The organism is Prosthecomicrobium pneumaticum, from assembly GCF_014199915.1.
In the GTDB taxonomy this organism is placed as follows: Bacteria; Pseudomonadota; Alphaproteobacteria; order Rhizobiales; family Kaistiaceae; genus Prosthecomicrobium; species Prosthecomicrobium pneumaticum.
Map to the genome: position 1 here is coordinate 161,750 of NZ_JACHOO010000007.1, position 11,822 is coordinate 173,571.

The 11,822-nt window shown below is 69.8% G+C and carries 11 protein-coding genes; 6 read left to right on the top strand and 5 right to left on the bottom strand.

Going from position 1 to position 11,822, the window contains the following annotated elements; translation table 11 throughout:
- Nucleotides 1–301: 301 nt before the first annotated feature.
- Together GGQ63_RS16700 and GGQ63_RS16705 are read left to right on the top strand one after the other, a co-directional pair.
- Nucleotides 302–949, top strand: a complete 648-nt coding sequence (locus GGQ63_RS16700) for an SGNH/GDSL hydrolase family protein (RefSeq protein ID WP_183857741.1) — start codon at nt 302–304, stop codon at nt 947–949.
- 10 nt (nt 950–959) lie between these two features.
- A complete protein-coding gene (locus GGQ63_RS16705; protein ID WP_183857742.1) occupies nt 960–2,078 on the top strand; it encodes a Gfo/Idh/MocA family protein in 1,119 nt (372 codons plus the stop codon).
- 12 nt (nt 2,079–2,090) lie between these two features.
- Here GGQ63_RS16705 and GGQ63_RS16710 read toward each other — a convergent pair whose 3' ends face one another.
- From GGQ63_RS16710 to GGQ63_RS16725, 4 genes are all read right to left on the bottom strand, one after another.
- Complete coding sequence (locus GGQ63_RS16710) at nt 2,091–3,065, bottom strand: nucleoside hydrolase (RefSeq protein ID WP_183857743.1); 975 nt, start codon at nt 3,063–3,065, stop codon at nt 2,091–2,093.
- 28 nt (nt 3,066–3,093) lie between these two features.
- Nucleotides 3,094–3,705 (bottom strand): DNA-3-methyladenine glycosylase, encoded by a 612-nt coding sequence (locus GGQ63_RS16715; RefSeq protein ID WP_183857744.1) that lies wholly within the window; start codon nt 3,703–3,705, stop codon nt 3,094–3,096.
- Nucleotides 3,692–4,945 carry a winged helix-turn-helix domain-containing protein gene (locus GGQ63_RS16720; protein ID WP_183857745.1) on the bottom strand — a complete coding sequence of 418 codons (1,254 nt, stop codon included), beginning with the start codon at nt 4,943–4,945 and terminating at the stop codon, nt 3,692–3,694. The genes GGQ63_RS16715 and GGQ63_RS16720 overlap by 14 nt, the downstream gene beginning before the upstream one ends.
- Nucleotides 4,946–5,022: 77 nt before the next feature.
- Nucleotides 5,023–7,224: a putative bifunctional diguanylate cyclase/phosphodiesterase gene (locus GGQ63_RS16725; protein WP_183857746.1), complete on the bottom strand. Its 2,202-nt coding sequence runs from the start codon at nt 7,222–7,224 to the stop codon at nt 5,023–5,025.
- Nucleotides 7,225–7,657: 433 nt separating this feature from the next.
- Here GGQ63_RS16725 and GGQ63_RS16730 point away from each other — a divergent pair, with 433 nt between their 5' ends.
- From GGQ63_RS16730 to GGQ63_RS16745, 4 genes are all read left to right on the top strand, one after another.
- Nucleotides 7,658–8,500 (top strand): hypothetical protein, encoded by an 843-nt coding sequence (locus GGQ63_RS16730; RefSeq protein ID WP_183857747.1) that lies wholly within the window; start codon nt 7,658–7,660, stop codon nt 8,498–8,500.
- Complete coding sequence (locus GGQ63_RS16735) at nt 8,481–8,894, top strand: SET domain-containing protein-lysine N-methyltransferase (RefSeq protein WP_183857748.1); 414 nt, start codon at nt 8,481–8,483, stop codon at nt 8,892–8,894. The genes GGQ63_RS16730 and GGQ63_RS16735 overlap by 20 nt, the downstream gene beginning before the upstream one ends.
- 88 nt (nt 8,895–8,982) lie before the next feature.
- Nucleotides 8,983–10,173 carry an MFS transporter gene (locus tag GGQ63_RS16740; protein ID WP_183857749.1) on the top strand — a complete coding sequence of 397 codons (1,191 nt, stop codon included), beginning with the start codon at nt 8,983–8,985 and terminating at the stop codon, nt 10,171–10,173.
- A gap of 100 nt (nt 10,174–10,273) precedes the next feature.
- Nucleotides 10,274–10,561 carry a muconolactone Delta-isomerase family protein gene (locus GGQ63_RS16745; protein ID WP_183857750.1) on the top strand — a complete coding sequence of 96 codons (288 nt, stop codon included), beginning with the start codon at nt 10,274–10,276 and terminating at the stop codon, nt 10,559–10,561.
- 4 nt (nt 10,562–10,565) lie between these two features.
- Here GGQ63_RS16745 and add read toward each other — a convergent pair whose 3' ends face one another.
- On the bottom strand, nt 10,566–11,597 hold the full coding sequence (gene add / locus GGQ63_RS16750) for an adenosine deaminase (protein WP_183857751.1): 1,032 nt from the start codon (nt 11,595–11,597) through the stop codon (nt 10,566–10,568).
- Between the last annotated feature and the right edge of the window lie 225 nt (nt 11,598–11,822).

Consider the following 11,822-nt stretch of genomic DNA (forward strand, 5'->3'; position numbering starts at 1 on the left):
GGTGGGTGATGAACGGAAGATAGGTTGCGAAAAGCCAGCGGTCAATCGCTATGTCCTCTCACTCGTGCCGAGCCGGGTGCGCATGCCGAGGCTCGCCTCCTGCGTTTATATCTTCCACGCGTTGCAACCGATCGCAACTCCGGTGTAATCGCGCTCGCCGTGACCTTGATCCCCTCCGCTTGACAGCACCGGCGCGGCGCGGGAACCCTCCTCCATCGATCCACGCGGGAGGAGCCGGCGACGCCGGAAGCGCGGGGGACGGCAACGGGCGGGCGCAGTGAGCCCGGCCGCGGGAGGAATCATGAAGTCGGTTCTGTGTTTCGGCGATTCGAACACCTGGGGTTCCTCGACCGTGCCGCCGGAGCCGGGCGGCCGCTACGCGCCCGACATCCGCTGGCCGGGCGTGCTGCGCGCCGCGCTCGGCACCGACTGGACCGTCGTCGAGGAGGGCCTGCCGGCCCGCACCACCGTCCATGCCGATCCCGTCGAAGGCAGCTATATGAGCGGCGCGGCCTACTTCCTGCCCTGCCTCAGGAGCCACCGGCCGCTCGACGTGGTCGTCATCATGCTCGGCACCAACGATCTCAAGGCGCGCTTCGCGCTGCAGCCGCTCGACATCGCGGCCGGCGTCGGCCAGCTCCTCAGGATCCTCGAGGCGGCCGAATGCGGGGTCGGCGGCGGCGTGCCGAAAGCGCTCGTCGTCTGCCCGCCGCCGCTGCTCGCGGACATGGGCACGGGCAACGGCTTCCCGATGATGTTCGCCGGCGGCTACGAGAAGTCGCTCGCCCTGCTGCCGCATTACGAGAAGGTCTGCGCCGCGCACGGCGCCGCGCTGCTCGACGCCGGGGCGATCATCGCGTCGAGCCGGTTCGACGGCCTGCATCTCGACCCCGAGGCGCACGCGACGCTCGGCCGTGCGGTCGCCGCGCGCGTCGCGGCGCTCGTCTGAGGAGGCGCCGATGACCAGCCTCGGTGTCGCCCTGATCGGAACCGGCTTCATGGGCAAGTGCCACGCGCTCGCCTGGAACGCCGTCGCCGCCACCTTTCCCGATGTCGCCGCGCCGCGCCTCGTCGCGGTCGCCGATGTCGACATCGCGCGGGCGGAGACGATCGCCGCCAGCGTCGGCTTCGCGCGCGCCGAGGCCGACTGGCGCGCCGTGATCGACGATCCGGCCGTCGACGTCGTTTCGATCACGGCGCCGAACCAGTTTCACAAGGAGATGGCGCTCGCCGCGCTCGCCGCCGGAAAGCACGTCTGGTGCGAGAAGCCGATGGCGACCGCGCTCGCCGATGCCGAGGCGATGGAGGCGGCGGCGCAAGCGAGCGGCCGCGTCACGCTGCTCGGCTACAATTACATCCAGAACCCGGCGATCGCCCTCATCCGCGGTATCCTCGCCGACGGCACGATCGGCGCGCTCACCCATCTCAGGATCGAGATGGACGAGGATTTCATGGCCGACCCGGCCGCGCCCTTCGGCTGGAAGAGCGCGGCGAGTTCGGGTTATGGCGCGCTGGACGATTTCGCCGTGCACCCCTTGAGCCTCCTCGCGACTCTCGTCGGCCTGCCGGCGCGGGTGCTCGGGACCGTGGCGAAACCCTATCCGACCCGGCCTCTCGCCGAGGGTGGCGAACGCGCCGTCGAGACGGCCGACATCGCCTCCGCCTTCCTCGAATGGGAGGGCGGGCTGTCCGGCCTGCTCGCCGTCAACCGCACAGCCTGGGGCCGCAAGGGGCGCATCGCGCTGCAGATCTTCGGCGCCGAAGGGGCGATCCTCTACGACCAGGAGCGGATGAACGAGGTGCAGCTCTACGAGGCGAAGGGCCCGCGCGACCGGCGCGGCTTCCGCACCGTGCTGATGGGGCCGGAGCACCCGCCCTATGGCGCCTTCGTGCCCGCGCCGGGCCATCAGCTCGGCTTCAACGATCTGAAGGTGATCGAGGCGCACGCCCTTCTGCGGCGGATCGCCGGCGAGACGACGCTCGGCGTCGACTTCACCGCCGGCCTCGCCATCGAGCGGACGGTGCACGCGATCGCCGCCTCGGCGGAGGCGGGTGCCTGGGTGACGGTCGGGGGCTGACGCCCCCGGCGCTCAGCCGCGGCCGTAGCGGGCCACGATCGTGTCGCGGAAGAGCGCCAGCGACCGCTCGGCGTCGACCGCGGTGGCGATCCTGTGCGACGGCCGGCCGCTCCAGGCGTTCGGCGCGAATTTCCGCAGCTCGGATTGCTGGATCGTCTGGCCCTCGGCGATCCCCTCCGTGACGACCCGGATCGGGCCACCGCGCAGCGCGAAGAGCTGCGGCGCGACGATATAGGCGGCGGCGGAGAAATCATGGCCGAACACGCCCTCTGCGCCCGTCGCGTCGCGATAGAAGGCCTCGTAGAAGCGGCTGATCTCCCAGATGAAGCGGCCGGCCTCGCCGCCCTCGTCGCGCAGCGCGGCGAGATAGGCGGTCGTCATCAACGTCTCCTGCGTGACGTCGAGGCCGATCACCACCACTTCCCACGCGGCGCCGAAGATCTCGTCGGCCGCCTGGGGGTCGCCGGCGATGTTCGCCTCGGCGACCGGCGTCACATTGCCGGAATGGCCGGCGAAGCCGAAAGCGCCGCCCATGATCACGACGCGCTCGACGAGGCTCGCGATCTCCGGGTCCTCGCGCAGCGCCAGAGCGAGATTGGTCATCCGGCCCACGGCGAGCAGCGTGATCTCGCCGGGATGCGCGCGCACCGTGTCGATGATGAAGCGGTGCGCCGGCCGCGGGTCGAGCTCGCCCGGGATGGCAGGGGGAATGACGACGCCGCCGAGACCGTTCTCGCCGTGCACATGGCCGGCATCGGCGACCTCGAGACCGGAGAGGGGCCGGTCGGCGCCCTTCGCGACCGGTGCCGCGAGCCCGAAGCGGTGCTTCAAATAGAGGGCGTTGCGTGTCGTCGTCTCGACGCCGCCATTGCCGAACACGGTGGTGATGCCGACGAGGTCGAGGGCCGGTGCCGCCTCGATGAAGAGCAGCGCCATGGCGTCGTCGACGCCCGGATCGGTGTCGAAGATGATCTTGGTCGGCTTCATCGGCGGCTCCCTGGGCGAGAGCGCTTCTCTAGGCGCCCGCCGCGCCGCTTTCAACCGTTCGGAACGGCCGGCTGAGGAAGGGCGAGCCGGCGAGACCGAAACGCCAGGGCTGCTCGACCGCCCGGCTGATGCCGATGCGCCGGCCGACCAGGAGGACCGGCTCCTCCGCTCGGGCCGTGAGCCGGAAGGGCGCGGCGGCGAGATCCGCGCCGTCCTGCGCCGCGGCGATGCCGAGCGCCTGACAAAGCCGCCCCGGACCGGAGGCGAGAAGCCGCGGCACGGCGACACCGCGGCGCCCCATCATCTTGGCGAGGCCGGCCGTCGGCTCGATCGCGCGCAGAAGCACTGCCTGCCCCTCGCCTTCCCGTCCGCACACGACGTTCATGCACCAGTGGATGCCGTAGGAGCGGTAGACATAGGCCCGGCCCGGCGGCCCGAACATCACCCGGTTGCGGCCGCGCGGCCCGCCGAAGCTGTGCGAGGCGGGATCGTCCTCGCGATAGGCCTCGGTCTCGACAATGACACCGCCGACGCCCTCGACGAAGAAGCCGACACCGACGAGCGCCGCGGCGACCGTCACCGCGTCCGCAGCGAGGATCGAGAGGTCGAAGGCTGCTGGGGCGGCCTCAGAGCCGGACAAAGCGGGGATCCGTCGCCGCCGCGATGAGCGCTGCGGCGAGATCGCCGCGGCTGCCGAGCGCCACCGTCTCGAGGCCGAGCCAGTCGGCGAGGCGGATGAGTTCGTCGGCCAGCGCCGCGGCGAGCGGCCCGTGCCGCACGCCCGGCTCGGCGAAGGCGCCGAGCGCCAGCAGCCGCTTCCCCGCCCGGTCGGCCTTCAGATCGACCCGGGCCTCGAGCCGGCCGCGATGAAGGAAGGGCATGACGAAATAGCCGAAGGTCCGCTTCGGCTCGGGCGTGTAGAATTCGAGCCGGTAGTGGAAGCCGAAGATCCGCTCGGTACGCGGCCGGAACCAGACGAGCGGATCGAAGGGGGAGAGCAGCGCGCTCGGCGTCGCCCGCGCCGGCGGTGCGGCGGCGGCATCGAGAAAGGCCGGGTGGCGCCAGCCCTCGACCGTCGCCGGCAGGAGCGCGCCGGCCTCGACCAGCTCGCCGATCGCGCGGCGCGCCGGCTCGACCGGCAGGCGGAAATAGTCCCGCAGGTCCGCCTCGGTGCCGATGCCGAGCGCCGTCGCCGAGCGGGCGACGAGGGCGCGGATCGCGTCGGGCTCCTCAGGCGTCGGTCTTGCAGTCACCTCGGCCGGAAGCGCCCGCTCGGTCAGGTCGTAGATGCGCTCGAAATTACGCCGGTGTGCCGTGGTGACGGCGCCCGTCCAGAACAGATATTCGAGCGCGATCTTGCCCTTGTGCCAGCCCCACCAGGGGCCGCTCCGCTCGCCCGGATCGTCGAGCGCGCTCGCCGCCGTCGGCCCGCGGCGGCCGATCTCGTCGAGCACGGCGGCGACATAGGCGGGCTGCTCGCGCGCGAAGCGGACGAGCCCGCCATAGATCCCCTCCCCGTCCGCGGCGCGGCGCATTCGCCAGCGCATCATCGGCTGCAGGTCGAGCGGCAGCACGGAGGCCTCGTGCGCCCAGTATTCGAAGGCGGCGCGCTGCCGGCCGGCATCGAAGACGCGGTGATCGAGCACCGCCCGGTCATAGCCGCCGAGCCGGCTGTAGAGCGGCAGATAGTGCGAGCGGACGAGCACGTTGACGGAATCGAGCTGCAGGAGCCCCATGCGCTCGATCCCGGCGGCGAGCGCGCTCCAGCGCGCCGCGCCGGCGCGGCGGGTCGAGAAGCCCTGGCTCGCCAGCGCCAGCCGGCGGGCCTCCTCGGCGGAAAGGACAGTGCGGGGGGCGGGAAGCTCGGAAGGCGCGTCCATGGCGCTGTTATGACAGGGGCCCGCGGCCGACGCCACCCGGTTGCAGCCGGCCGCCCTGCGTGGCGATCCGACCGTGATCAGAGCTTGGCAAGGGAGAAGACCCGGTCCTGGCCGTCGCCCGACCCGCCCTCGAGGATCAGGCGCCGTTCGCCGCCGAGCCGCTCGAACAGCGCGCCGAGATCGGCGACCTTGAGCGGCTTGGCGATGTGATAGCCCTGCAGGTATTCGCAGCGCAGCAGCCGCAGCAGGCGGAGCTGTTCGCCGGTCTCCACCCCCTCGGCGACGACCTCGATGTCCATCGCGTCGCCGAGCGCCACCATCGACTGAATGAGCGCATTCGCGGTGGGATTGGCGCCGAGATCGGCGACGAAGGACCGGTCGATCTTCAAGGCGTCGAAGGGGAACTGGCGCAGATAGCCGATCGAGGAGAAGCCGGTGCCGAAATCGTCGAGCGAGAGACTGAAGCCGAGCGCCTTCAGCCGGGCGAGCTTGCGCTTGGCGATGGTGGGGTTGCGCACCAGCAGCCCCTCGGTCAGTTCGAGGGTGAAGCGCCCCGGGGCCGAGCCGTGCCGCCGCGTGATGGCGACGAGATCGTTGGCAAAATTCGGATCGCGCAGCTGCGCCGGCGACACGTTGACGGAGACCTTGAGGCCGGGCCAGTCGGCGAGATCGGTGCAGGCCCGGCGCACGACGAAGCGGCCGAGTTCATGGATCAGCCCGGTCTCCTCGGCGACCGGAACGAATTCGCCCGGCGAGACGAAACCGAGGGTGGGCGAGTTCCACCGCAGGAGCGCCTCGACATGGGTGACCTGCAGGTCCGCGGCGCGCACGATCGGCTGATAGACGAGACTGAGTTCCTCGCGCTCGATCGCCTCGCGGAGCGCCGCTTCGAGGCGCTTCTTCTGCAGGGCGCCGGTCTCCATCCCCGCGTGATAGGAAATCGCGTCACGCTCGGCCGCCGCTTTCGCCTGATACATGGCGAGATCGGCGCGCCGCAGCAGTTCGGCCGCGGTCGAATCCACCCCTTCGGCAACCGCATAGCCGACCGCGGCGGTCACCTGGAACTGGAAGCCGCCGATCGAGAAGGGCTGGTCGAGCGCGTGCACCATCGCGGACGCAACGCCCGCGACCGCCTGCGGCGCCGAGCGGCCGACGAGGGCGAGCGCGAATTCGTCGCCACCGATGCGGGCGAAGCGCGCCTCGGCGGGCAGGATCATGCCGAGCCGCTCGGCGAGCCGGGACACGAGTTCGTCACCGCCCTGATGGCCGATCGAATCGTTGACCGATTTGAAGCCGTTGACGTCGAGATAGACGATCGCCGCTTCCCCGCGGTGGCAGGCGGCGGAAAAGGCGGGGCTCTCGATGAACTCGTTGAAGCCGAACCGGTTGGCGAGCCCGGTCAGGCTGTCGGTACGCGCGGCGACCACGGCCTGCCGCTCGCTCGCGCCTTGCGCGAGCGCCAGCCGTCGGGCGTTGACCGCGGTCATCGCGGCAATGAAACAGAAGAGGAGCAGCGCCCCCGATACGGGCAGGAAGATGTTGCGCAGGACCTCGGTGCCGGGCGTGGGCTGGGTCCACACGAGATGCGCGATCGTGCGGCCGAAGAGGTCGATGATCGCCGGAAACGCCGCTGCTTCGGGGCTGCCGGAACGATCGAGATGGAGGTCGTCGACGAGGAAGGTGGCGCCGAGCTTCTGCAGGCTGTCGGGGCGCAGATAGCTGCCCATCACGATCAGCGGCAGGGTCGCCGGATCGACCTCCGCCGCGCGCGAGACCGGCGCGAGCCGGGTGACGCCGACGAGGAGCGGCTCGCCGCTCGTCGCGAGATAGGCGGCGCGGGCGGCACTGTTCTCGACCGGGGCGGACCGGATCAGGTCGCGCAATTGCGCGATCGCCGCGGGCGTCAGCACATCGCCGAGTGCCGGGTCGCCCTCGTGACCCCAGGAATAGGCGATCTCGCCCGCGGGCGAGACGACGGCGAGGACATCGGCGATGTTGGTCTCGGTGATACCCGTGCCGAGATTGGCCTCGATCCACTCGGCATCGCCGCGCAGATAGGCCTCATAGGCTTCTTCCCACCAGGCATAGTCGTTGGCGAGGCCCTTGATGCGGGTCTGCATCGCCTCGACGCCACCCTCGACCATGGTGCGCGCGCCGGCGGCCGCCTGCTCGTTCTGCCGCACCGCCATCCAGGCGATCGCCATCAGCACGGTGACGAGCGTCACCACGATGCCGGCGACCATGTTGAGCGTGATGCGGCCGGCGATCGGATTGGTCATGGCCAGGGGTCCTCGGTCTTCGCCGAACGCTCGCTCCGAACATTTGAGATACGCTTAAAACTCCCGACGCCACAGCACGGCGCGACTATCGCAGTTTTTGACAGGGCTCGCCACCGCTCGCGACCCTCTCGCGCAGGTCTCTGACGAATCAGAGATTTCCCGATTCTGCCGCAGCACGGAGCAACTGGGGATAGTCGATCCGAAGACGCCTCACTACCCGCTCAAAGTCAAATATGGTTGACAAAGGGTTAACGCTGTAATTCAAATTCGTTGCTCTCGATCGAATTTGTCCTGTGTATCGACGAGGAACAGCGTGCGCACTGAGCGAGCCCCGGGCGATCCCTCGCCCGCCGGTGGCCGTAGCGGCTGCCCTTTTCATGGATCCTCCGACGATCCGCCCCATGTCGACCTGACATGGTGGATCAACGGGGGCTTGCTGTGCTCGGCCGGAAAACGCGAGTTCCAGCGCGGTCGCTATCTCTGCGCCGAAACGCGAAACGGCTATCAGTTCCTTGATGCCTTCGAGCGCTTCCGGACCGAGGTGGAGGACCATAAGAAGGTCGGCTTTCTCGCCGTCGTGCCGGCGCCCGGCCGGCGCTTCGTCAACGCTGCGGCGGAGTTGCGCTTCCTCGGCGAGATCATGGTCGACGCCGGCTTCGCCGAAAGCGCAGGGGCGCTGATCGCCGGCCAGACGATCGCCGCGCCGATCGAGATGCGCTGCCCCGTCACCGGGCTCGCCACCGTCTACGAGTTCTTCCCCGTCGCCTTCACGACGCACGGGGCCAACGTCTCCGATCCGCTCTACGACCCCGCCCTCTCCGCGCCCTTCCTCGCCATCAACACGACATCGGACGCCTTCGCCTTCGGCATGCTCGTCAAGGACCTGTCGCAGCGGCAGTTCGGCTGCCAGCCCTTCGAGATCGGCGACCGCGCCGAGGTCGAGCGGCTGTTCGACCGCTGCGTTTCGGCCTGGCACAACATGTCGGTGAACACCATCACCGCCTATGGCCGGCTCTCCGCCGTCCCCTCCCGCGCGGTGCGCCTGTCGGACGACCGCATGTCCTGGTTCGCGCCGCACAACGACCCGGTCTTCGCCGAGCTCGTCAAGGAACAGCACGGGCACGAAATGCCCGTCGTCTACGCCGCGCGCCTGTGCGAGAAGTGGCTCGCCACGCTCTTCGAGGGCGCGCGCTACCTCCCGAGCCGCGACGGCCAGTCCGGCGGCGTCCCCACCTTCCATTCGGCGGATATCGGCGATGAGCTACACGGATTTTGAGTTCGTCGAGGTCCGGGCGATCAGCGACGACCACAAGGCGATCCACGCCCGGCGCGCGATCCCGGCCGGCACGTTTCTCGGCTTCTTCGACGGCAGGGCGATGATGGTCGATCTCGACCATCCCGAGACGCTCGACGATTTCTGGTGGCGCCAGTCGGTTCATCTTCGGCTCGTCGGCCGCCGGCTCGCCTGCCTCCTGCCGACAGAGACGCCGGACGGCGTCGACTATCTCAACCATTCCTGCCGGGCGAATGCCCGCGTCGTCGACCAGCTCTATGTCTATGCGGAACGCGACATCGCGCCCGGCGAGGAAATCACGGCCGACTACCGCACCTTCAATCTGGTGCCGCAGGGCATACGCTGCTGGTGCGCCGAGCCGCTCTGCGAGATCTGACGAGCCCGCCTCGCCGGCCCGCCACGGGTAAACCGGCGCACGATCGCCGGGGAAGACGCCCGCCGACGGGCAAGAGACGAGAACGCCGATGTCCCCTCTCCCTCTCCCGTTCTGGCGGGTCGCCGGTGTCCTTCTGCTGATCGGCATCGAGGCGCTGCTCTTCGGCTTCAGCTATCCCTTCTTCAGCCTGGCGCTCGAGAAGCGCGAGATCGCCAACTGGCTGATCGGCCTCAACGCCTCGCTCGCGGGCGCCGGCATCCTGTTCCTCGGCCCCTTCCTGCCGAGGCTGATCGATCGCTTCGGCGTGTCGCGTCTCGTCGCGGCGCAGTTCGCCGTCTCGCTCGCCGCCTTCGCCGCGATCGCCCTCGCCGACCATCTCGTCGTCTGGTTCGTCGCCCGCTTCATCATGGGCGCCTGCTTCTCCTCGCTGTGGACGACGACCGAGATCTGGCTCAACGGCGCCGTCGACGATCGCCGCCGCGGCCGCATTATCGGCGCCTCGGGCACGCTCTATGCCGCCTGCCAGTTCGTCGGGCCGCTGCTCCTCGGCTGGACCGGCGCGACCGGGCCGCTGCCGCTCGCCGCGGCGATGCTGCCGCTCGCCGTCGGCGTCCTCGTCGCGCTGTCGATCCGCTCGGCCGCCGGCGAGGTCGAGGACGAAGACGGTCCGGGCGATACCCGGACGCTCGCCACCGCCATCCGGCTCGCCGGCGCGCTCGTCGGCGCCGCCTTCCTGACGGGCCTCGGCGAAACCGCGATGCAGAGCCTGCTGCCGCTCTACGGCCTGGCGCACGGGCTCGACGATGCCGGCGCCTCCCGCCTCGTCGCGATCTTCAGCCTCGGCGAGGCGGTGCTCGTCGCGCTCCTCGGCTGGCTCGCCGACAAGGCCGGTCGGCGCGCCACCCTGCTCGGCACGGCGGTCGTCGCCGTCGCCGCCTCGCTCGCGCTGCCGCTCGCAATCGGATCCGAGGTGCTCCTCGCGCCGGTGCTCTTCATCGCCGGCGGCGCGGTGTCCGGGCTCTATACGCTCGGCGTCGTACTGATCGGCGCGGATTTCCGCGGCCAGCGCCTCGCCGTCGTGTCGACCGGATTCGCCATGGCCTATTCCGCCGGTTCGATTCTCGGCGCGACCCCGATCGGCTATCTGATCGATCTCGCCGGCGTCGAGGCACTGCCGCTGTCGATCGCCGCCGGCTTCGCGCTGCTCTTCGCCTTCCTCCTCTGGCAGACCCGGCCGCGACCGCGCGGGATCATCCCCCGGGCGGATGTCGATCCGTAGTCTGTATACAGTATCCTTGCGCGTCTCGTGCGGGTCTGCTCATCTGCCGCCGCCGCGCATCGTCCGCGCGGCAAACGATGAGAAAGAGGGAACCCGCAGCATGCAGTTCATGGTCGTCATGCGCCGCCGGTCGGAGCGCTTCACCGACGAGGACTTCAAGGCGCTCGTCGCCGAAGAGCAGGCCGAGGCGCGCAAGCTCTACATGGAAGGCCTGCTGCGGCAGATCTGGTACCGCGGCGACACCGGCGGCGGCGTGCTGCTGCTCGAGGCCGACGATCTCGATGCGGCGAGGGCGGCGATCAACCGCCTCCCCTTCGTCGAGCGCGACATGCTCGAACTCACCGAATTCATGCCGCTGAAACCCTTCGGCGGCTTCGGCCTGCGCTGAGCGCTCAGGACGGCAGAAGTTCGGCCGCGAGCCGGTCGATCTCCGCCGTCCACTCCGCCCGCCAGGTCCGCTTGGTGCCCTCGTCGAGCCAGGAGGCGTCGATCGCATTGATCGTGCAGGTCTTCAGTTCGGCGGGGGTGAGCGCGAGCGCCTTTGCCGCCATCGCGAATTCGGCGCCGAGATCGGTGCCGAACATCGGCGGGTCGTCGGTGTTGAGCGTCACCTTGAGCCCGGCGTCGATCATCCGCCGGATGGCGTGGTCCGGTGCCGAGAGGTCGGTGTATTCGGTCGTATAGAGGGTCGTCGAGGGGCAGCAGGTGAAGAACACGCCGGCCGCGCGACATTCCTCGACGAGCGCGGGATCATCGACGACGTGGTAGCCGTGGTCGACCCGCTCCACCTTCAAGACCTCGACCGCCTCGCGCACGAACGCCGCAGGACCGACCTCGCCGGCATGCGTCGTGACGTGCAGGCCGAGCGCCCGCGCCCGCTCATACATCGCCCGGAACACTGCGGGGCCGTCGGGCAGTTCGTCGTAATCCGTGCCGATGCCGATCACCGCGTCGCGCCGGTGCTCGGCCACCATCTCGACGAAGGCGACGCCCTTCTCCGGGCCGAGCGGCTTCGCATGCGCGGGAATGAGGCGCGACACCACGCCGTGATCGGTCTCGGCGTCGCGCATGCCGGCGAGGATGCCGTCGAGCATCTCCGGATAGGAGAGAAACTCGGCATGGGCGTGCGGGCTGAAGAAGAACTCCACGTAGCGCCCGCCGCCCGCCGCCGCGCTCGACAGCGCCTCATAGGCGATGCGGTGGAAGTCGTCCGGCCTACGCACCGCGCGGCAGACGAGATCGTAGATCTTCAGGAAGTCGATGAGATTGTCATAGCGGTAGAGCTCCATCACGTCGTCGAAGGCCGGCAGGGAGAGGCCGTTCTTCTGCGCGAGCGCGACGAAGGTGGAGGGTCGGACGGATCCTTCGAGATGGAGGTGCAGTTCGATCTTGGGGATCGCCCGCGCGAAATCCTCGATTGCCAAAGTCGGCCCTCCTTCCCATCTACCGGGTCGCCAGAGTGGCGAGCACCGCGGGGTCCTGGATAGGGCCGAATTCCGGAGCGGGCCGATGCGCTCGGCGCAACATCCCGGCCGTCGGCGGCGCACCGCCCGCAGGCGCGCCGAGGTTCGGACCGGCTGCGGCCGGCAAGGCCCGCGCAAGCGCCCGTGTTGTGCGCTTCTCGCATTCTGATATAAGGCCGGCCGCCG